17 protein-coding genes and 5 pseudogenes are annotated in these 22,790 nt (G+C 37.8%); 17 read left to right on the forward strand and 5 right to left on the reverse strand.

The window, feature by feature from the left end; translation table 11 throughout:
* The first annotated feature begins 1,447 nt into the window (after positions 1-1,447).
* From GFC28_RS15050 to GFC28_RS15090, 9 genes and pseudogenes are all read left to right on the forward strand, one after another.
* Positions 1,448-2,011, forward strand: a complete 564-nt coding sequence (locus GFC28_RS15050) for an SMI1/KNR4 family protein (protein ID WP_044742373.1) — start codon at positions 1,448-1,450, stop codon at positions 2,009-2,011.
* A 140-nt stretch (positions 2,012-2,151) separates the two neighbouring features.
* Positions 2,152-4,728, forward strand: a complete 2,577-nt coding sequence (locus GFC28_RS15055) for an RHS repeat domain-containing protein (protein ID WP_231883380.1) — start codon at positions 2,152-2,154, stop codon at positions 4,726-4,728.
* Positions 4,729-4,784: 56 nt separating this feature from the next.
* Positions 4,785-5,147 carry a YxiJ-like family protein gene (locus tag GFC28_RS15060; RefSeq protein WP_044743943.1) on the forward strand — a complete coding sequence of 121 codons (363 nt, stop codon included), beginning with the start codon at positions 4,785-4,787 and terminating at the stop codon, positions 5,145-5,147.
* Positions 5,148-5,250: 103 nt separating this feature from the next.
* A pseudogene (locus GFC28_RS15065) lies at positions 5,251-5,823 on the forward strand (RHS repeat-associated core domain-containing protein); the annotation flags it as partial.
* Positions 5,824-5,838: 15 nt separating this feature from the next.
* On the forward strand, positions 5,839-6,402 hold the full coding sequence (locus GFC28_RS15070; RefSeq protein WP_066329572.1) for a hypothetical protein: 564 nt from the start codon (positions 5,839-5,841) through the stop codon (positions 6,400-6,402).
* Positions 6,403-6,518: 116 nt separating this feature from the next.
* Positions 6,519-7,451: pseudogene (locus GFC28_RS20320) on the forward strand (RHS repeat domain-containing protein); the annotation flags it as partial.
* Between the two features lie 34 nt (positions 7,452-7,485).
* Positions 7,486-7,914, forward strand: a complete 429-nt coding sequence (locus tag GFC28_RS15080; protein ID WP_044744790.1) for a WapI family immunity protein — start codon at positions 7,486-7,488, stop codon at positions 7,912-7,914.
* Between the two features lie 137 nt (positions 7,915-8,051).
* A pseudogene (locus GFC28_RS20120) lies at positions 8,052-8,935 on the forward strand (RHS repeat-associated core domain-containing protein); the annotation flags it as partial.
* A 19-nt stretch (positions 8,936-8,954) separates the two neighbouring features.
* The gene (locus GFC28_RS15090) at positions 8,955-9,374 is read left to right on the forward strand and encodes a YxiG family protein (protein ID WP_066149114.1); all 420 of its coding nucleotides are present in this window, start codon (positions 8,955-8,957) and stop codon (positions 9,372-9,374) included.
* A gap of 231 nt (positions 9,375-9,605) precedes the next feature.
* On the opposite strand, the gene GFC28_RS15095 is transcribed toward GFC28_RS15090, so the two are convergent.
* Both GFC28_RS15095 and GFC28_RS15100 read right to left on the reverse strand, forming a co-directional pair.
* Positions 9,606-10,772 carry an IS256 family transposase gene (locus GFC28_RS15095; protein WP_066329568.1) on the reverse strand — a complete coding sequence of 389 codons (1,167 nt, stop codon included), beginning with the start codon at positions 10,770-10,772 and terminating at the stop codon, positions 9,606-9,608.
* Between the two features lie 159 nt (positions 10,773-10,931).
* Positions 10,932-11,231, reverse strand: coding sequence for an inorganic diphosphatase (locus GFC28_RS15100; protein ID WP_156487543.1), 300 nt, complete (start codon positions 11,229-11,231; stop codon positions 10,932-10,934).
* 407 nt (positions 11,232-11,638) lie between these two features.
* Here GFC28_RS15100 and GFC28_RS15105 point away from each other — a divergent pair, with 407 nt between their 5' ends.
* The 4 genes from GFC28_RS15105 (at position 11,639) to GFC28_RS15130 (ending at position 16,204) form a co-directional block, all read left to right on the forward strand.
* Positions 11,639-12,019, forward strand: a complete 381-nt coding sequence (locus GFC28_RS15105) for a DUF2712 domain-containing protein (protein ID WP_044742734.1) — start codon at positions 11,639-11,641, stop codon at positions 12,017-12,019.
* A gap of 433 nt (positions 12,020-12,452) precedes the next feature.
* Positions 12,453-13,283: a hypothetical protein gene (locus tag GFC28_RS15110; RefSeq protein WP_044742735.1), complete on the forward strand. Its 831-nt coding sequence runs from the start codon at positions 12,453-12,455 to the stop codon at positions 13,281-13,283.
* Between the two features lie 1,580 nt (positions 13,284-14,863).
* Positions 14,864-15,511, forward strand: a complete 648-nt coding sequence (locus tag GFC28_RS15125; RefSeq protein WP_044742738.1) for an ATP-binding cassette domain-containing protein — start codon at positions 14,864-14,866, stop codon at positions 15,509-15,511.
* Entirely contained in the window at positions 15,512-16,204 is a 693-nt protein-coding gene (locus GFC28_RS15130; RefSeq protein ID WP_044742739.1) for a hypothetical protein, read from the forward strand.
* A gap of 92 nt (positions 16,205-16,296) precedes the next feature.
* On the opposite strand, the pseudogene GFC28_RS15135 reads toward GFC28_RS15130, so the two are convergent.
* Positions 16,297-16,611, reverse strand: a pseudogene (locus tag GFC28_RS15135) (transposase); the annotation flags it as partial.
* Positions 16,612-16,680: 69 nt separating this feature from the next.
* On the opposite strand from GFC28_RS15135, the pseudogene GFC28_RS19005 reads away from it, so the two are divergent.
* The 4 genes and pseudogenes from GFC28_RS19005 to GFC28_RS15150 form a co-directional block, all read left to right on the forward strand.
* Positions 16,681-16,827: pseudogene (locus GFC28_RS19005) on the forward strand (ATP-binding protein); the annotation flags it as partial.
* A 151-nt stretch (positions 16,828-16,978) separates the two neighbouring features.
* Entirely contained in the window at positions 16,979-17,485 is a 507-nt protein-coding gene (locus GFC28_RS15140; RefSeq protein ID WP_369815521.1) for an inorganic diphosphatase, read from the forward strand.
* A gap of 451 nt (positions 17,486-17,936) precedes the next feature.
* Positions 17,937-18,530 carry a TetR/AcrR family transcriptional regulator gene (locus GFC28_RS15145; protein WP_044742789.1) on the forward strand — a complete coding sequence of 198 codons (594 nt, stop codon included), beginning with the start codon at positions 17,937-17,939 and terminating at the stop codon, positions 18,528-18,530.
* An 87-nt stretch (positions 18,531-18,617) separates the two neighbouring features.
* Positions 18,618-19,994 (forward strand): MFS transporter, encoded by a 1,377-nt coding sequence (locus GFC28_RS15150; protein ID WP_044742788.1) that lies wholly within the window; start codon positions 18,618-18,620, stop codon positions 19,992-19,994.
* A gap of 281 nt (positions 19,995-20,275) precedes the next feature.
* Here GFC28_RS15150 and GFC28_RS15155 read toward each other — a convergent pair whose 3' ends face one another.
* Entirely contained in the window at positions 20,276-20,839 is a 564-nt protein-coding gene (locus GFC28_RS15155; protein WP_044742796.1) for an FAD-dependent oxidoreductase, read from the reverse strand.
* Positions 20,840-21,602: 763 nt separating this feature from the next.
* Complete coding sequence (locus GFC28_RS15160) at positions 21,603-22,505, reverse strand: MerR family transcriptional regulator (protein WP_052660949.1); 903 nt, start codon at positions 22,503-22,505, stop codon at positions 21,603-21,605.
* Between the last annotated feature and the right edge of the window lie 285 nt (positions 22,506-22,790).

Consider the following 22,790-nt stretch of genomic DNA (forward strand, 5'->3'; position numbering starts at 1 on the left):
GGAATTTGGCCTAGGGATGAAGACATAGCTAATGGTAGGTACAAATTATGTTTAGATGGATCGGGTACGGAATTAGATATTAATCCTTCTACGCTTTATACTAATGCCGATGTCAAATATGCGAATAGCAATAATTATTATTTTAGGATTAGTGCATATGATCAATATGGGGAAACAGTTGTTTCTGAGGCCTTTGTTTCATCAATTAGTCCGGTTACTGAAAAGGAAGCTATGATTGATAATACACCTGTAGACGAGGAAGGATGGATCGAGGAAGAGTATGAAGATATTGACATAACTACAGATAGTGAGAAGGTATTAAAGGACTTAAAAGAAAACATCTCAGAGACTAGTGATCAAATTAAAGAATTGAGGGATTTCCCTGAAACTACTGAAATATATAATGAGCTTTCAAACGTCGATATTGAAGAAGAGGTAGTGAAAGGGGAAATTAACAATTTAACCTATCAAATTGAAAATGAAAAAATTATATACAGTGAATCTAGTATAACAGAATCAGTTCAATCGAATAGTGTTGCAACAAATAATTTATCTTTCACTAGTAGTGAACCAGATGATACAAGTGAAGAAATCGAGGAAGTCTTTTATGATTATCCGGAGGATATGTTTCTACCGGAAACAATTGTGAATGTTGATACTAATTTAGTACTTGTTGATAGCAATACTGGCGAGACTTACTCTACTGAAGAATATATTTCGCAGTCAGTAGCAAAAGAACAGAGGGATACTGTCCATACTGCTTCTTATCTACCACAACTTGGTTATTTTCTCACTAAAGAAGTTACTTATGTAAAGAATGCAGGGACTACTAATGCTACAATTGTGCATTGTAGTACAGTGGTACAAGCAGGGGGTAATTTAAGGCCGAATTATTTTACAGTTAAAGCTTCGTTTTTAAGCTCAAATGATGTGAACGGCCCATTTGATGTAGCTGCGTCAACTACAAAGTATAATGTAAAATTACTCCAAGACGTTTGTGTTGAGAAAAGAATAACATCGACTAAATTCTGGATTGGCAAAACTCACATTACTGCTCATTACAAAGGAGGATATACTTCTCAAAAAGTAAAAATGAGTGAAAAGTTTCTACTGAATAAAAAGGGAGTAATATATCCTTATTATCGTGACCCAAGAATGAGAAAAGTAATGAAAAAACCATCGTCAACAACATGGGATAGGGTACCTAAAGAGCAGCGAGTAAAATGGAGTACTAGTCAAAGAGACAAATATTTAGATTGGTATATAGAAAACTATGGATTTATAATTAAGAGTTTTTACGAAGTTCACCATATTAGACCGAGAGAATATGGTGGTAACAATGATTATTCGAACTTAATTCCCCTTCTAAGCTCCTTTCATCGAAAGGTGGTAAATCCTTGGTGGACGAACTACAAGTAATATTTATGATATGTTGGGAGGTATCATAATGAGTTCTTTACTTACGCTTACACTTACATCATTAAAAAAACGGCTCACAGATCAACCATCTATCCAAATTCAGCAGGATTTAGGGTATGTTACAGAAGTCCGTTTTTTATTTAATGCCCCAGCGTCAGAAAGTGAACTATTGAAATTTGAAGAAACCAACCAATTATTCTTGCCAAAAGACTATAAGGAATTTTTATTAATGCATAATGGGGCAAGATTATTTATAGATGAAAAAAGCGGTGCTTCCTTTGATGTACTAAGTATAAGTGAGGTACAAGAGAACCACCAATCTTTAGATTATCCAGAAGGTTGGTATCCTATAGCGTATGGTTTAGAGAGTAGTATCCTAGTGATGAATCTTAACGAAATCACCCCTCATAAAAGAAGTAATGAGTATTTGTTTTGGCTAGAACCTGGAGAAAGTATTGAGCATGCCACTCCTCTTTATATGAATTTTGAGATCTTTTTAGAGAGGCTCATTATCTCACAAGGAGTGGAGTATTGGAATTGGCCCATTTATAAAGCAAGACATTTCTATAAAGCGAATGATTTAGAAGATTAGAAATTTCTTTAATAGGGTGAACCTGCGATAACTTATATCAGCGCAGAGATTCATCCTTTTTATAATATGGTCCGTTTTTAAACAGCAGCTTCGAAGGAAACGTTGCGAATTGGAGCGGAACGGGCGGAAGCGTAGACAATATGGAATCATTCGATGGGTCTTACTCCCTCAAAGTATCGAGAACGAGCACCACGCAGTCCGCGAGTGAATATAAGCAGACCGTGATCGTAGGGCAAACTTCGAGTGATACGCCGCTTCGTCTGACACTCACCGGTCTTTCCAAAGCGCAGGATGTCAAAGCCAATGGAACCGTGAGCCCAAGCGATTATTCGATTACCGCGAAAGCGTATTTTGTCGACGGAACGACCCAAACGTATACGGCAGATTTTCCGATCGGCACGCAAGAGTGGAACCGTGCCGCCGTTTCGATTCAGCCTTCCAAGCCAATGGATAAAATCGACCTATCCGCTGTCTTCCGCGGCAATTACACCGGAACGGTCTGGTTTGACGCCATTCGCTTAATGGAAGGAAACGTTGTCACGAAAAACAAGTATGACGCCAAAGGCAACTATGTGGAGGAAGAAACAGATGAAGCCGGGTATGTCACGAAAAAGAGCTATGATGCGGTAGGAAATCTGTTAAGTGAATATGATGAGAAGGGACATCAAAAACAGTACAAGTATGACCCATCCAATCGTTTAAAACAACTCCTATTGGCGAATGGAACGTCCGTCCACTATGATTATGACTTGAACGGCAATATGACTTCGAAAGTCATTCAAACGAGCAGCGGTCCGTCACAAGGATTTACCTATTCGTATGATAAGACGGGAAAACTCCTGAAAACGGTTGGTCCATTAAATGACGTAACAACCAATGAGTATGATGCCAACGGCAATAAAATCAAAACCGTCTTGCCGAAAGGCAACACGATTCAATGGACGTATGACGGAACGGAACGAGTCAAGACCATTTCCTACAACAACGTCCCGTATTACGAATTTAGTTATGATAAAAATGGGAATGAACTTTCGGTTCAATACTTAAAAGACGGCACGACGAAGACTAGAAAGTTTGATGAGAAGAACCGTGTGACGGAGCAATCCGACCGCGGCGGAGTCCAAAAATGGACGTATCCGACCACCTCGGATAAATTGCAACAGTTCCTGTTCTCGCACGGATCATTCAGCCAAACCGTCACTTACCAATACAACGCCTTGGATCAAAATACGGTTGTTCAAGATGGAACGTATACGTACCGTTTGGATTATGACGAAAGAGGCCATGTTCGCACGTTTACCACCGGAAATGAAGCGGGTGCCACCTTTACGTATGACGACCGCGGCTTGGTGAACAGTCTGGTGGTGGGAACGGCGAACGGAACTGAGTTATTGGCGGAAACGTACCGTTACGACGAAAACGGCAACCGAATCCGCATCGAAACGTCGAACGGGGACGTCACGGTGTACAGCTATGATGAGCTCGATCAGTTGAAGATCGAACAATGGCCGGATGGAACGACGATCGAGTACACGTACGATGGATTCGGGAACCGGACGAAAATTGTGAAAACGAAAGACGGATCATCGATGACGACGACGGCCGATTATAATGCGGCGAATCAATTGGTTCGTTTCGGCGATGAAACGATCACGTACGATGCGAACGGCAACCGATTAGAAGACGGCCAGTATCGATATGAATGGAACGAAGCCGATCAATTGGTTTCCGTTACAAGAAAAGGCGAAAGCACGCCGTTTGTGACCTACAAATATGATGAAGACGGCCGCCGCATTCAAAAGAACGTGAATGGCGTCGTGACAAACTACCACTACCAAGGCGACAGCCTCAACGTCTTATATGAAACCGACGCAAGCGGAAATGTGGTACAATCGTATATATACGGAGAAAACGGCCAGCTGTTGGCGATGAAAAAGGGCGGGGCGACGTACTTCTACCACTACAACGCCCATGGCGATGTCATCGCGTTAACGGATGCGCAAGGAAATGTGGTGGCTCGTTACGAGTACGACACATGGGGCCAAATTCGTTCTCAAACGGGTGCCCTAGCAACCGAAAACCCGTATCGCTATGCGGGATACCAATATGACGAAGAGACGGGATTGTACTACCTCATGGCCCGTTACTACCACCCAACCCATGGTGTGTTCCTGTCCATGGACCCTGATCCAGGAGATTCGGACGATATCTTGACGCAGAACGGCTACACATATGCGAACAACAACCCGGTGATGTTGGTCGATCCGGATGGGCATTTTGTCTGGATGGCGATTAATGCGGGATTTGCGGCGTATGATGGGTATAAGGCCTTTAAAAAAGGCGGTTGGAAAGCGGCAGCGATTGCTGTTGGCGTGGGGCTGGTTGGTGGTGCTGCATTTAAGGCATTTCGAGCAGCACAAGCAGCAAAGGGTCTCGCACGGTTTTGGTATAAAGGTACCTTTAAAAATAGTATAGAATCGCTAGCATATCATCATAACAAACATGTCGTTAGAAAGGGACGCTCCTATAGTCCAGAAAGATACACAAAACTAGCGAGAGCATTCTATCGTTCAAATAAACATTTGCGAGAAGAAGTGACACTATCTACAGGCAAAAAAGGATATAGAATTAAGAAAGGAAAGGTTGGAGGTTATTATACCAAAAGGGGGAAAATAGTGACATTTTGGCATAACGGTTGGAAACTCAAGAAAAAGTAGAAATATGAATATTATCATTTTTAACATAGTTAAAGAGGGAAAGAGGTGAACAATTTATGAAGGTTAATCACGATGTAATATTAGAACTTGAAAAAATGAGTATATTATTAAACAATGATTTTCCCTCAGAAGATATAGAAAGAATTGAAAATACCATTTTTAAAGATAATGATAAATACTGTTTGACAGGGGACTTTGACAGCTTTTGTTCATTAATAAGTGGCAGTTTAAGTTATGTCCTTGCTCATAAAAAGATACCTAGGTATCAAAGAAAATTGTTGTATAAAGATTTTTTTGCTTTGTATCCTTATTACGAACCTTTAAGGAAATATTTAAACAAATTCCCCCATTTTTCCGAAGAATTACAAGTTCACGAAAGGGTTCGGGAATTACTTTTAGAAGTTGTTAAATCATACTAAGGTTTAATATTTCTATACTTTAATTTTTTCATTAATATTTGTTGAAATTTAAAGAATTTGAAAGAGGGTGTCCCAAAAGTGATCATTTTTGGGACACCCTGCTTATTACCTAATCGCCCGTTATTACCATCCAGAGCATGGCGTGTTCCTTTCCTTGGATCCAGACCCAGGGGATACAGATGACATTCTCACGCAGAACGGCTACACATATGCGAACAACAACCCGGTGATGTTGGTCGATCCGGATGGGCATTTTGTGTGGATGGCGATTAATGCGGGATTTGCGGCGTATGATGGGTATAAGGCGTATAAAACCGGTCGGGGATGGAAATACGTAGCTAAGAAAACCGCCCTTGGTGCGATTGGTGGAGGAAAATTAAAACTTGTTAGACATACAGGGAAAAGCCTTAAGTTTGTATGGCTTCTTGGCAAAAACGGTTTTCAAAAGAAAACCAGGATTAATACCGATTTGCCTGGTGGCAAGGCAGTAGCTAAAAGTATATTTAGGCACTTAACGAAAGGGAAAAAAGTCATTCAAAAAAGAGATAGAAATTCTGTGAGAAGGTATACTCCTGATAATAAATATCAAATTCGATATAAAAAGCGAAAAGACGGAACATGGAAGATAAATCTAGATTTAAAACGCGGTGGAGTGTATGAGGACATACATTTTTAAAAGGGAGGGGTTCCATTGTCATCGGTATCACATTACCTGATTCCGATCCAAGCAAAGCTTGATGATTTACGTAGGATTTCTCAATCACAACATATCAGAGTATTCATAAGTTCTTCAGATTCGGATCTAGATTATGGAGAAGCTTTTAGCTGCACGCAAGTCGTACTGCAAGTGAATCATCAGGAATGTTATGTAGTGACGGCGGAGCAAACAGAAATCGCTTATAAAGCGGAGATTGACCATCTTCTCATTGTAAAGGAAAAAGAAATACCAACATTACAATCGTTCAATCCTAAAGAGAAATTAGAGTTTATCCAGATAAAAGAAATGCAATCTCAAAATGGATTTCAACTGATTACTTTTTTAGAAGAAGACTATTATTTTAACTCTAGTGGGCTAATTTTCACTTTTGAAGCAGGAGCAGCTCTTATGTTAGCCAATCATAATGAAAAAATTTTCATTAGCCTTGGAAACACTCCGTATGTGCTCCTTACGACCTCAAACATTGAGGATATTCATAAGATTTTATTAAAAAGGGAGTTAAAGCCTTATACATTACAGATGAAACCTAGTATTTAAAAAAAGAGGAAGCGATCTTTTGGTTAGCATCGCAAGAACGGCGTCAAAGTGTTTCTTGGTCAGAGGTTATCCCGGGGTTTCGGGTATAACCTCTTTTTGTTATAAAAATACGATGACGCATTCAAAAGAACGTCAATGGCGTGGTGACGAACTACCACTACCAAGGCGACAGCCTCAACGTCTTATATGAAACCGACGCGAGCGGAAATGTGGTACAATCGTATGTATACGGAGAAAACGGTCAGCTGTTGGCGATGAAAAAAGGCGGGGCGACGTACTTCTACCACTATAACGCGCATGGCGATGTCATTGCTTTGACCGATGCGCAAGGAAATGTGGTGGCCCGTTACGAGTACGACACATGGGGCCAACTTCTTTCAAAATCCGGTGAGATGGCAGACGAAAACCCATATCGTTATGCGGGATACCAATATGATGAAGAGACGGGATTGTACTACCTCATGGCCCATTACTACCACCCAACCCATGGCGTGTTCTTGTCCATGGACCCTGATCCAGGAGATTCGGATGATATTCTAACCCAAAACGGCTACACATATGCGAACAACAACCCGGTGATGCTGGTCGATCCGGATGGGCATTTTGTGTGGATGGCGATTAATGCGGGATTTGCGGCGTATGATGGGTATAAAGCCTTTAAAAAAAGTGGTTGGAAAGCAGCGGCGATTGCTGTTGGCGTGGGACTGGTTGGCGGAGTTGGATTTAAAGCAGGTAAGGTACTATATCGAGCTTATAAAGTGAAGTCAACTGCTAAAAAAATGAGATTTGATAGCACGGCATTTAAACATATGCAAAATCGGGATCGCTATGTTCCAAGACAGATTTTAGCAAGGGCAATCGTTTATGGGAAGAAATCTAAAGATGGGGCCAAAGGTTATAATAAATATACCGTAGCCATGCATAAGTTAGAAAAAGCAAGGCACTCCATAGGCGATCCTAGAAATTATAAGTATAAAAAATATAAGTTGACAGTTGTGTATAATAAGAGAGCTAAGAGGGTGCGTCATTTTCACTATGAGCCATATTAAACAACGAATATAACCGGCAGAAAGGATGTAAAGCATGAAAATATTTGTATGCGAGGAAAATCCGGACCGAAGTCTAGAGTTAATTATCACAAACTTTGAAAATGAAGGAGATCCGTTTTTTGGTGGTTGCTATTTTACAGGAAAAGTAAAGCTAAAAGGTAGTGGGTTTGCAGCGGAAACGGTTCACTTCCATTTTGACAATCATAATATCTTTCGCTTCTATGAAAGTTTAAGGAAAATATACAGAGAACAAGAAGGTAAAGCAGTTTTTCATTCAGAATCTAAAGAACTAAATGTGACAGTGCATATTCATAATAGTGGTGAAGGAATTGTACAGATTCAGTTTAAGGATTTGCACAGCGATGATTCCTTTAGTAGCAGCTTATATATCCATCTTTCTACATTACCATATATTCTTGAACAACTGCGGCACCATTTAGATATTTTTAAATACTGTTCATAGTTATATCCTTACGAGTATCCTGATGAAATTAGACACTCGATAGAGGAACAAGTTTGACGACACGCTTATTTTATATTATAGCGTTGTCGTCTTTTTAGTTAGACCATTGATAATAAAAAGGAAAATAAGACTAGTACGTTCTCTATGAAACCGAAGTCAGTGATGCTCTGTTAAAATGATATGTATACAGAGAAAACGGCCAACTGTTGGCGATGAAAAAGGCGGGGCGACGTACTTCTACCACTATAACGCGCATGGCGATGTCATCGCGTTAACGGATGTGCAAGGAAATGTGGTGGCCCGTTACGAGTACGACACATGGGGAAATATTCTTTCCCAATCCGGCGTCTTGGCAGCCGAAAACCCATATCGTTATGCCGGATACCAATATGATGAAGAGACGGGACTCTACTACTTGATCGCCCGTTATTACCACCCAACCCATGGCGTGTTCTTGTCCATGGACCCTGATCCGGGAGATTCGGATGATATCCTCACACAGAATGGCTATACGTATGCGAATAACAACCCGGTGATGTTGGTCGATCCGGATGGACATTTTGTGTGGATGGCGATTAATGCGGGATTGGCGGCGTATGATGGGTATAAAGCCTTTAAAAAAGGTGGTTGGAAAGCAGCAGCGATTGCCGTTGGCGTGGGACTGGTTGGCGGTGCGGCGTTTAAAGGAGCCAAAATTGCGTATAGAGCATATAAAGCAGGTAAATTTTCAAAAACTTATAGGCTAGCGAAAAAAGTTGCAAAAAAACATGGAGGTACTTTGGAAAGAGCTAAGGGCAATGGATGGAAAGTATCTATTCCTGATGGAAAGCACTCCTATCGGGTTAGAGTGATGAATGCTGGATCTGGTAATAGAAAGAAAGCATATTATCGAATAAGTCATTCTAAATATGGTTCATTCGATAGGTATGGCAACAAAAGTAGTGATAGGTCATACACACATATTAATCTTTCAAGGAAATCTTATAAGGAAATAAGCCGTATTTTAAATAAAAAGTATTAGAACAGAAAGAAGGAGTAATATGGGGAACGCTGATATACAGAAAATACTTGATAAACTATGGGGAGCTGAAATTTTAGATACACAAGTAGACTTACTAAATGACATTATAAAATTTAAGATTAAGATTACGGATGATAAGGTTGTAAAATTTCATGAAATAGCTTTTATTGATGTTTCTTCATTTTACTTTGTGAAGGATAGTGAAGAATTTAGATTTCATTTTTATGATAGGGAAAAAGTAGATTTTTTGGAGTTAACCTCTATCCATTATCAAAACGAACCTTTAGGTGAACTACATTTTTGCTTACCAAATGAGGAGGAATGGAGTAAACAATATCATTCTAAAGTCAATATTATAATAGAAATTTGGGATTCAATTTTGTTGATTGAGACAAGAAAAATTTCTCTAGATGGAAAAATAATAAATATAAAAAAATAATTTATTATTTGATTTTGAATTGAGGATGGCTATTTTGTTAGAAGAGCACGAAAAATTTTTTGTTGTATTCGGTACCGTCAAGAATTTTGTGTAATGTAAGATAGATAGGGTATCTCTGAAATGGATTTTAGAATAGAGAGGGGGACTGTTTCCTCCACACAGGAGACTGAATATTCAGTCTCCTGTGTGGAAAGGGGGGATCCCCTTCTTTCGTTAATTTACAGTGTTTGGTTAGTGATAACGCTCTTCAAACATTCGTTGAAGGGCTTCATGAGCTTCGGCAAATCCTCGCAACCTTCTCCCTGCCCATTTCTCATTAAAATCTTGAATGGTCAAATATACGACTTTTTCAGCGGCTTCTAAACTATTCAAACTGTTCATCGGCTTTAGACGTTTCCGAATCTCCTTGATCGTTCGTTCGATGGCATGGGTCGTATAAATCACACTTCGAATACGGCTTGGATCATCCATAAATGTAAGGAGGACATCCAACTCATTGGCCCAAGATTGGACTTCTCTCGGATACTTGCTTGACCATTTCGACTCAAACTGTTGAAACATCTGTAACGCCATCTCCTTATTCGGCGCGCGATAAATCAGCTTGAGATCCTCGGCCACTTCAAATTGGTCTTTTTTCCGAACACGATTGAAGGTATTACGTACTTTGTGAACGACACAACGCTGCACATCGGCTTTCGGATAAACCGCCTTAAAGGCTTCCTCCAACCCTGGTAGTCCATCGAATACGCCCAGAAGCACTTCCTTGGCGCCTCTTTGGTAGAGGTGTTGAAGAATTTCCTGCCATACATAGGAGCTTTCTTGTCCTCCCACAAAGAAATCAAGAATTTCGCGATATCCTTCTTCGTTCACCCCTAACCCCACATAAATGACTTCTTTCTCCACGGTTTCGCGACGAAGTTTTACGTATAAACCATCCAAATATAAGACGGAATAACGCTTGTGCAGTGGACGAGTGTGCCATTTCTCGATGTCTTCCTTCACGACATCGGTCATACGGCTGATCGTTGCAGGAGAATAGGCATTGCCTAAAATTCGTTCAATAAACTTGCCAATTTCACGCGTACTCATGCCACTTTGATACATCCTGATGATGGCTTCCTCCAGCCAGCCGGTGTGGCGTTGGTAAGGAGCAAACAGTTGCGTTTGAAATTCCCCGTTTCGGTCTCTAGGGACCAAAAGACCTTCAATCCGGCCATATTGCGTATCTAGATTTCGTTGATAGTAGCCGTTTCTCATATTTGATGTTCCGGCCTGTTCTATTTCGAGGAAATTCTTGATTTCTTCCCGCATGATCCGTTCTAATTTTTCCTTTACAAACTGACGAATGACACTTTCCAGTTGATTTGCCCAGTCGACATTCGGTATACTTTTAGACATAGGTAGGGTTCTCCTTTCTCTGGAATGTTTGGGTTCAATCAGAGAATACCCTACCTTTTTTATTTTGATCTAGTAAAATGCTTGACACAAAATTTTATACATCATCTCCAAATTATATATGTTCATAACCTTTTTTGTTATAAATTTATGGCATTTATTTTACTCAGCTACAGGATATTTTTTAAATCTGTCTTGGCAACTCTTAATCAATTTAAGAGCAACATCTCTCCCTTCCCATCCAATAATAGTTGTTTCTTTATTTTCGAGTTCCTTGTATCGTTCAAAAAAATGTTTAATCTCCCTAAGGGTATGAGGATTAACATCTTTAAGACTATGCACATTTTCCCATCGTGGATCAGAAAGTGGAACACCTATTAGTTTTTCATCCTGTCTTTTAAATAGTTTTCCTTTACTGTGCAGTATATTGAAAATATATTGAATGATCTCTTTTTCTAGCATGCAGTTAGTGGACAAGTGATGTTGCAAAAAAGTCTTTATTTCGCTTCTTCCGACAATATTGGATTTCCTTTCGCCTTCAATCCATCTTGCAGATACTCTACCAATGCTGAGAAGACTTCTGGACTTAAATTTCCCTCGCTAACGCAAGTTCAGACATTCCGACTGAATTTTTCTCAAGAAGTGTTTGAATGACATTCCATAAATTTTGATTCACTTGTATCCTCCTCTAACAACAAATATTTACAAGTAAAATTTTACATCATATTAAAAAATTTTTCATTATTTTTGAAAAATAGGTATTTTCCACAATCAAATTTGCGGGAAATACGGATGTTTTTTCTAGTAAATTTTGATATAGTGAGGGTGAAGCTGGCCAGCTTGAAAATATAGTAGGAGGATGATTTGTTATGAAAAAGAAACTGCTTGTCAGTGCTCTAAGCACAGCGCTTTTGTTGCCAACAGCTGCAGGTGCAGCATATAAGAGTTATGTAGGATACGCCCTTCCTCCACTTTACGGTAATAACTATACTAGCTACCACACAAAGGAAACTAATGATGATTATATCGTTAATATTGTAGAAAATCTTGAAGGTACATCTACGGCAACTTTCTGGGCTGAGGATCATAATGGATCAATCTCTAGTAAGTATAATCAGAAAGTAGGGAATACTACTAGAATCAACTTTAATACTAACAAATCTGCGGGTAATCAAATTAGAATGGCCATGGAAAATGCAGAGTTTAGCATTAGTAATGCATTCGTTGCTGGCCGTGTTGATTTTAGATAATTAGTGAATAAGTCTGAGGTCTATATTTATAACTGTATTAGGAAATTTGCTTAATTTTTTGATAATAGACAACTGTTGTTTAATTTGATTTTTTGGTTCTTATGCTCTTTTGGTAATAATGTTAACGTATCTAGATTTATAATCGAATATTACCAAATTTGCGTAAGAACCTGACCTGTTTAAAAGCATAATGCATAATGTCCTTTTCTTACTATATATTTGAATATGAGTTTAACTTGAAAGTTCGACTTTTGAATGGTCAGCGCGGCTTTCTTTCACGCAAAAGTGTTCGAAAACGGAGATTGATATACTTGTTCTCTATTTATTATTAATGAAAAGACGAAAAAGTTAGTCATATTTATGATATAATCTTTTGTTTTAATCTAAGTATGAAAATACAAGCCTTATTTTCACGGGAAGAGGAAGTGAATCAATGAATCTTCTAAAACTAGAACTAAAAAGTTGTTGGAAAAGAGCAGAGTTACATTTTATCGTAAATTTTATGCTCATTATTTCTATTGCTTCTTTCCTTATAGAGTGTATTCCATTTTATGGTGTGAACCTAAGTTTCGTGAGATCGGCAGCAGAGAGTACCCTTATCCAAGGGACGTATGCTAGCATGCTTAGAACAACGTTACTGAGTATCCTTCCCTTAATTTGTTCTTTTATATATGCAGATTCTTTTTACATAGATTATAAAACAGGAGTATATAAAAGTATTATTACAAGAACTGATAAGAGAAAATATATTATGATCAAATCGATTGTTGTATTTATTAGTCCTTTTTTTGTGTTTTTTATTACTTTATTTGTTAACTTGGTATTATGCTTCATCGTATTTCCGAAATATGGTTTTGACAATATATACTCTTTACCACCTTACGATATTGGAGTTCAAAACTATAACAGTATGTATTTGTTTGACTTTTTAAGAATACAGGCTCCATTTTTTTATAATATAGTTTCTGTCTTGATTATAAGTATGTTTGCCGGGTCGATTAGCCTACTTACTTATTCCGTATATTTTATGTTTTTATCAAAAAACAGAATAGTAGGCACTATGGCCGTTTTTATGTGCTATATTTTATCTAACATTGCGTTTCCGGTGTTAGGATTTCCTAGCCTTTCGTTATATGAACAAATCAAACCGAATCATATAGGTCATTTTTATCCAATAGTCATTTGGATGATTGTACTGTTTATTTTGTCTATTTGTTTTATTGTAAGTAAAGGAATGAAACGGGAATGGGATTTTGAAGATTAGAAGATTAAAGGATGAAAAAAATGAAACTAGTGTGTAACAAATTAGTATTTCAGTTCCTTTATTCGAAAACATTTTATTTAATCTTTCTGTTATTATTAGTTGTTATGTTTATTACAAATATAGGGAATGTTAAATGGAATAACAATGAGATGAATTTAATTTTTTGTTATCGAAGTTTCTTTCGAAGAATGCTAGTGCTCTTTCTTATTATTCCTAGTTTTTTATTTTTGCTTGATGGAGCTTTACGTTTCTTTGATCAATATAAAGTTTTGTTAAAATTCGCTTACATCCGTGAATGGTGGAAGCTAAAGGTTTTTACTATCTTTATGGTCACATTGGTATTCGTTCTCTTATTACATATGATTTTATTAATAGTTCTTTTTAGTAATGGAGTTTTTAAATATATAACGTTTGATTTCCTGTTATATCTATTATCCGGTTTTTTATTACAAATAATCGGCTTTATGTTGATTAGTGCTATTTACAAAACATTAGGCTACTTATTTAAAAACAAATATATCGCTATACTCACAGCATATATTTTTCTATTAATTCCGTTTGCCGTAAGCGGATTATTCACCTTCAATATATATTCGTTGCTTGATTATATGTTTTTAATGAATATTGAAGATTATAGTAATATTGTTTCTAATTTCATAATCTTGTTTCCTCTGTTATTTTTGCTGTCTATTTGTTTATTTATTTTGAATTACATCATCATAAAAAGGCAGGATATATATTGGAGGAGATAAATATGTATCGAAGAAAGATGTTTCTGAATCCAATTATAAATAACAGCTTGTATATTATTTTGATGAGTTTATTTATAGGCTGGTACCAAACGAGATATTTAGAATGGCTTACATCTGAATATAAGAGTATAAAATGGTTTGTTTTGTGTTCCTATGGTTATTTAGATGTATATAGTATTAAATACGTATTCCCTGTTTTCATTTGGATTCTTCCACAACTGTATCTAGTTTATCTATTAGGAAATTTTATTTATCAAGACATTCACAAAAATGCTGTCTATATATTTACGAGAACTGATCACCGCACATCGTGGTTTTTCTCAAAAATCAGTTGGTTATTTATTTATGTTTTATTTTATTACTGTATCCATTTTTTCATTAATATTTTAATGGCAATTATAAAAGGTTTTACACTTCAAAATTATCAAGATTTAATTGTGATCGGACTTACATTTTTATTACAAGTTTCTGTTAGTTATCTATTAGTATTGATGATTAACGTATTCACTTTATTTTTCCAAAATACGTATGCGTATATTGTAGTAATAGCCGGATATATATTTTTGATTATGTTAACAGGAATGTTAGCTGAATTTTCAAGCCATTATTTATTTATTGCAGAATGGTTCCCTTTTTCTCATTCTATATTGACATGGCATGACTTATATTTCATCAAAGAACTGCAGGGTCTTTTTTCGATAAAGTATTTTGATGGATTCAGTATTGTTCAATCTTTTGTATATATCATTATCTTTACTTTTGTGACTATATATTTTGCTATTAAGAGATTTAAAAATATGGATCTTATTTAACAAAGGGGAGAACGAGATGAATTATTTAGAAATAGACCATTTAAGTAAAATAATTAAAGATAAAGAGGTGCTAAAAGATATAAATTTATCTCTGCATGCAGGGAAAATATATGGATTTTTTGGAAGTAATGGCTCAGGTAAAACAATGTTGTTTAGAACAATATGCGGTCTTATTAAACCAACATATGGAAAAATTAAAATAAATGGTGAAATACTGCATCAAGATATTTCATTCCCTAGAAGTGTTGGAGTTATTATCGAATCTCCAGGGTTTTGGGATCATCTTACGGGATTTGAGAATTTAAAACTTCTCTCAAAGATTAAAAATATTATTACTGATGAAGATATAAAAAGAAGCCTACAAAGAGTCGGGCTTGATTCTAATGATTCAAGAACTTATAAAAAGTATTCTCTTGGAATGAAACAAAGATTAGCTATCGCCCAAGCTATTATGGAATCTCCTGAATTGCTGATTTTAGATGAGCCTACTAATGCTTTAGATGAAGATGGGATAGAGTTAATCAGAAAAGTGTTATTAGAAGAAAAAAGAAGAGGAGCAACTATTTTAATTGCTAGTCATAATAAAGAAGACATTCATATACTTTCCGATCAAACGTTTAAAATGAAAGATGGTCAAGTATTTCGGATAGGGGAAGGAAAATGATTGAAGATGAATAAAGGGATAAAAATATTATATATTGTTACGATGTGTTTATTAATAGGTAGTATTGTGTTTGGTATTTTAACCAAAAAGTCATTTACAGATAATACAATACCATTAAATCTTTCTAAATTCAAAAATGCTTCTATCTCTATTAATGATGAGGAAAATATTACAGATAAATATTTTAGTAATGATATTAACAATCTAAAAGAATTGATGAATAAATCTGATTTGATTGTAAAAGGACAGATCTCAGATGTTAGGAAAAACTATAACCAAGCATTAAAGACGAAGTTTAAGGTAAATCAAATCATTAAAAGCGATGAAAAATCCAAAAACATAACATATATTTATGTATTTGAACCTAGTAATTTTCATTTTAATAATTATGTCATTGTATCAGGCTATAATGTAATGAAGGAAAACGAAGAATATTTACTGTTTTTAAAACATCTAGATGTTCCTGACGGCTATAAGTATAAACATGATGAAGCGATAACTTTTATTCCTGTATCTACATACTATGGAAAATATCAATTGAGTGGCAATGCGGCTACACAAAAAATAGAAATCGATAAGGTAGAAGAACTAAAATATTCTGATATAGAAAATTACGAAGTTGTGACTGAGAATTCAGAAGTATTACAAACATTTAACTATTTAAAAAAAGAAGTGAGTAAAACATTTAAATAAGTATTCGCACAATATTTTAATAGGAATGTACGTAATATCCGCCATCCCTCCTTCATTGGGAGCCGTTGCTTGGAAGGTTTGTTTCAATAAATTATCCTATACGTTGTAATGGGTCTCAATCCTTCTTCACTCATGATGCGAGCGACCGTCTTTTGAGACACACGAATCCCTTGTTTGCGTAGTTCTTGCGTCATTTTCGGACTTCCGTAAATCTTACAGTGTTTTTTGCAAGAAAAAAGTGCAGAGTATTGAAGTATATAAATTTGTTTTGGTTGAATAAATATTCGATTGAAGTTGGCCATACCGGGGCTTGATAAGGAGCCCTGCAACCATGGTTCTTTTGCCAAAGAAGCCAGACTCAGTAAGTTTGGCAAACCAATACAGATTACCCATGGTTGCCACTCCATGTAAAGCCCCTATGAATGAATTTTGAATAAAATCTTGTACATCTCTGCACTTTTATTTTGTGCTAAACATGGGGGAATGTATTCGGTGAGGATGTACTAGCGACAGCCATTTTAGATCGCCTATTACATCACGCCATTACCTTTAATATCAAAGGCGATTCTTATCGTCTACGAGATAAAGAAAAAAGCAGGGGTTTATCCTGCCCAATTGCCTAATTAAACATTCATAATGGGGAATTTCATTTCGTTGAAATTGTTTTAAATCGTTGTTGACAATATCCATTATCAATTAATATGTACTAAAATTATATATTGTGATACAATTTTATCCAGTTAAAAAATTCGTTAGCTAAAATGCTTTAAAGAGGTGGCTGAAATGGAAAATGTAGTTGAAGTAACTATTGAGGTCCCACGTGGAGAACAAAATAAGTATGAATTTGATGAATCCACAGGGAAAATTAAATTAGACCGTGTACTATTTTCCCCTATGTTTTATCCTTGCGATTATGGCCATATTGAGAACACACTAGCTCTTGACGGCGATCCATTAGATGTATTAGTACTAACTACAAACCCTACCTTCCCTGGATGCGTGATTGATACGCGTATTGTAGGTGCACTTATTATGAGCGATGACAAAGGACAGGATGAAAAACTAATAGGTGTTCCGCTTTCTGATCCACGATGGGAAAATGTGCATAGTCTTAAAGATGTTAATCCTCATACCCTTAGGGAGATTAAACATTTTTTTGAACGATACAAGGAACTCGAAAATAAAGAAACAACTATTATTGGATGGGAAGGGAGAGATGTTGCTCTTAAATTGATTAAGAGTTGCCAAGACAGATTTAAAAAATATCCTGTAGCTGAGTAAAATAAAAAATGACATAAATTTATAACAAAAAAGGTTATGAAAATATATAATTGATATAATTTGGAAGTTGATATTAACAAAACATTTAATAAATCATTAGACACATTAGAACGAGAATGGAAAGATTATTTAAAAACTAATGTTAAACCAATTTCATATAAAGATAAAGAAAAAACAAAATTGCATTTTCAAAAGAGAAAACTTTTTCGATATGGGTAGTCCTCACATCTCATACCGGATTTCTACAACCGAAAGACATTGATCTATTGAAAGATGGTGCTCTATTTTATCACTTTTAACTATCCCCTTCGAAACAATACGGAACTGGAAAGATAAGAAAACATCGCGCTGTCTCTCCGCTCTAATCTCTTGACGAAAACAAAGCCAAGGAGTAAAATGAAATCACTTAAATGACAGTCAGTACTGACAGTCAAAAAGAGGGTGAAAATGGATGGAGAATCGCGATGTGATGAATAATAAGGATAAATTAATGCAGGCAGCGATCGATTTGATCGCTGAACGAGGGTATCACGGGGTGACCACACAGGAGATTGCGGCCGCTGCGGGTTTAAGCGAAAAGACCTTATTTCGTCATTTTGGAAGCAAACAAAACTTATTAGAATCCGCTTTTGACCGTTACCACTATGCAGCGGAAATGAATGACTTATTTCAAGGCGGCCTGAATGGGGATGTATACGAAGATTTGCTTCGCATCAGCCGCACTTACCATGAAATTATGTTTCGAAACCGCAAAATGATTAAGATATCCATTGCGGAAGGCCATCATTTGCCTGGCTTTCGGGAGAGAACACATCAGCATCCACAGCAGTTAAAGAAACTATTGATCGATTACTTTACGGAGATGGAAAAGCGAGGCAAGGTGATTCACACCGACCACGAACAAACGGCTGTTTCTTTTATGCTTATGCATTTCGGCGCGTTTATGAATTATATAGATGCGACGGATACGACAGTGCTGAACGTCTCGTTAGAGCAAATGATTCAACATAGCGTACAGTTGTGGACTAGGGCTTTGTCTCCCTAGTTTTTTTACCTTGACGATTGACAGTCAGCACTGACAGTCATGAGTGGATCATGAAATATGACAAAATAAAGAGGAGGTCTAATCAAGATGGATGCCCCGTTTTCTCGGCAAGAAGGCATGAAATTGATGCGTGTGGTGATGTTTACCTTAACTCTGTCGTCTATGAGTATTCTGATGTTTAATTTTGTTCTGCCAGAGATCAGCGAGTCTTTTCATTTAACGACAGCCCAAGTCAGCTGGGTCACGTCCGCTTACTCCCTCATTTATGGAATCGGAACCGTGATATATGGAAAGCTGGCGGACCGCTATAAATTGAAAAACATTCTGACCGTTGGATTGCTCGTACTGGCAGCGGGTTCCTTTCTTGGTCTTGTAGCTCAATCATTTTCGATGGTTCTTGCTGCTAGGTGTTTACAGGCGTCAGGGGCCGCCGCAATCCCAGCGTCAGCCATGCTGATTCCTTTACGTTATTTTCCTCCCGAGCAAAGGGGACACGCGATGGGAACGGCCTTTGTTGGCTTAGCCCTAGGGAGCGCACTTGGTCCGATTATTTCTGCTTTAATGATCAGCATGGTCCATTGGCGATGGTTATTTTGTATTCCTGTGTTTCTCTTATTGACTTTGCCGTTTTATCGCAAATACCTTGGCGATGAAGAAGGTTCATCGGCCCATATAGACTGGATCGGGGGATTTTTGCTTGCTGCATCCGTCACTTTATGGTTATTAAGCGTCACCAATGAATCATGGTGGCTGTTGTTAGGAGGAATGATTGGATTGGGGGTGTTCAGTTTGCGTATTCTGACGGCTCGCCAACCTTTTATTCAACCTCAGCTTTTTAAGAATAAACAATATACAAGGCGATTAGCGATTGCTTTTATCGTGAACGGAATCGGTTTTTCCCTTTATTTTCTGAGCCCTTTATTTTTAGCCGAAATTCATCATCTACCTCCTGCTTGGATCAGTATGGCTATGGTTCCAGCGGCGCTGACAGCCGCTTTGCTCGGACAAAAAGGAGGAAAGTTAGCCGATAGAAAAGGTAACACTTATTTGTACTCTATTGCCTCAAGTTTATTAATTCTCTGTTTTGCCTTACTTTCTACATTTATAGGCGTCTCTCCTTTATGGATCGCTTTCTTTTTGGTGATCGGTCAAGTGGGGCAAACGTTTATCACGATTGCCATATCGAATGCCGTTTCGCTGACCTTGCTGAAGGAATATTCAGGAGTCGGCATGGGACTGTTGTCTATGTTAAATTTTATTGCCGGCGGAATGGCATCGGGGATTTATGGGAAAATGATCGATCTTGGGGCTGATGTTGCTTGGAACCCTGCCAATGTCTATACAAATGGAGCTGTTTACAGCAATCTCTTCTTAGTTCTTGCGGTGATCCATGTCCTGACCCTCATGTTTTATTTAGCAATCGCCAAAGAATCATTTCCGCTAAACAGTGATGGAAGAGAGTAAGTGATATTGCGTCTCTTTTAAGCCATCATCAAAAGAGCGGTGTTTCTTTTCAGAAAAGGGTGCGATACCATTCGATACCGCCCCAAGACAACAAGTACTTCGATTTGATCTCGTACGATGTGCGTATGTTCATTTTTTATGATCTTCCGGTTAAGAGAGACATTTTATATCGAAAGCTGATTTCTATTTAGAGAGAGGTTTGCTCGTACGAGAAGGGGATCTTTCTAGGCATCATAAAGCAACCAAAGGGGCAGCTTCGTTTTGAAGGCTGCCCTTTGGATTTATGATTGGAGAACATCATGATCAACGTAGCGCGCGCCATTTAACTCGCTAATGAGATTAATGGCAACTTTGGCTCCATCGCCAGCGGTGATGATGGTATGCACGCTGACGCCAGCCACTGTGCCGGCGGCCCAAATCCCTTCTACATTGGTTCGTCCTAGCTCATCTACTTCAACGATCGTTTTAATTCTCGGTTCAGTTCCTTGTTTTGTTTTGACTCCAATTTTTTCTGCGAGGTCTGTTGCTATACCGGTTGCTAGAATAATATGCTCAGCCTCGAATGTTTGCTCGGCTGCTTCAATTTGAAATCCTTTTTCCAGCTTTTGAATGCTGGTCACTTGACCGCTCATGAGTTCTGCGCCAAATTTAGCCGCTTGCTTCTTTCCTGTCTCTACTAAATCGGTTCCCGTGATCTCCATGACACCGTAATGATTTTCAACCCAAGCCCGCTTTGTCATGCTTTTTCCATTGTCAATTAATAGCGTTTTCTTTCCGGCTTTTGCGGTGAACAGAGCGGCGCTTGCCCCGGCTGGTCCAGCACCGATAATCGCTACATCATACATCATTTGAGACCTCCTTATGGAAATTTCTACATGACCCATTATAACATGGAGGCACATATAACCATAATGATATGTTTTGAAAATTTCTATCATTCTTTATTATAGGCGTTATATGGGCTTAATCAGACATATAGCATGATAAGGAATGGACATAAGCCAAACAATCTTTATGGCTATGATTCGTTAGCCGAGGGTTCGCTTCAACTGTTTAGGCGGCATCAATAAAGATTTCCGTTCTGAAACTCGTTTGATGACCAGTCTCCCTTTAGAGAATTTGCCAAGGTACTCATCACCTGAAGAGACGAGATGCTTTCTGATATTGTTTTTTATTCAAACGGTTCAATGGAAATGGTTAATAAAAAATCAACGTGATCAAAAGGTGAGGATAGGGGAGTGTAAATATCTAATATTTTACTTTTTGTGTTCGTTTAGAGACATCTATCGCATTTTAATATAAAAATCAAGTACATCTTTTGATTATTAATCTAATTTCATCTATTAATTCAAAAAATATTATATAGATATAATTTTTTGACAATAAGCAAATTTTTTATGTAGCCCTGAAACAAATGATTTTGGAAAAGACGAGAGACAGGGACATGTGCGCAGCACAGGGGAAGGCAGAGCCGCTTGCAGTCCCGTGTTTGGGCTGTGAAGCGGCTCATAATGTTGACATCTGCTCGTTTTTCCATGTCAAACATCTATCGCTCTTTTGCTCATTCATTAGTGAGCAAAAGAAACGGGGGAGCTTTGTTCCTTTGCTTTAGCGGTCTTTCACAAGGCTGAAAATGTCATCGGTCATTTGTAAATTTGGAGCTGTTCCTTCTTGGATATACGATGTTGTATCAGGGGACACAATATAAAATGAAATGTGTGGATAATGCTTGGCAACATGATGACATTTTGTAAGAAGATCGCTATTTTGTTCCAAGGAAGCCGTTGTATAAGCTGACAGCACCACTTTTTTTGGTGTTAATTGCTGAACGGCCGACTCGATGACATCAAAGGCAGAAATTCGTTCAAGCATGATCGTCTTCCAGCCATAAAGCAAAGATTCTAATAAAATGATTTGCAGCCAATTTTCGTGCTGTTCCTGAGGAAAGCATGCACCCAGCAGCAATGGCGCATGTTCATGGCAAGGGAAGTTGCGGCGTATTTGGATGAGAACATCGCGAACGACTACGCTTGCTAACATTGCTTGATCTTTTCTCCAATGCCCTTGGTTCCTGCGTTTTTCCACCTCTTGCAAAAAGGGAATGACGATGGAGTGAAGGAAGGGCTGCAATCCATAGATCTGATATGCTCGTTGTAGAGTGCGATAGATAGCTGCTTCATGGCAAAGATCTCCTTCATGAAGTAATGTGCAAACAGATTCATGAGCCCATGAATGCGTATCATCCATCTGTTCGTTCAAGTTTTTCTGGTTGAGTGCCGCTTTTTCTTTTAGGTGCAGCGCTGCTTGTTTGACAGACTGGCCTTTCTCCACTAAAGATTTCACATATAGAAGCTGTTGTACTTCCTCATCGCAGTAAATGCGGTATCCGTTGTCAAGCCGTTTCGGCTGAACGATTCCATACCGTTCCTCCCATTTGCGGATGACTTGCTTAGAAAGCCCTGTTATGGCGGCTACTTGCTGAATGTTATATGTCATGTCATTATTCGTCATTTTCACATCATCCTTTTTGGCAGCATGGCTTATCCAATGTGATCGGAGTCATGAATGATTTTCTTCATAAACTATATAACATGTCCCTTGATTTGTACAATAGGGGGACGAATCAGCTCTTCGATAAAACGGCTTGTCTGATGATAGATTTCCTGAGATTATTCGCTTCCTCTGCGAGTGATAGTTTTCATGATGGTGGAAAATAAATGGATGCATTTGTTGTTCTGGTGTCATGTAAATACGATGAGTGAACGATATCTGTAAAAAACAACAGTTAAAATCGGT

The sequence above is a fragment of the Anoxybacillus sp. B2M1 genome, from assembly GCF_001634265.1.
Lineage (GTDB): Bacteria > Bacillota > Bacilli > Bacillales > Anoxybacillaceae > Anoxybacteroides > Anoxybacteroides rupiense.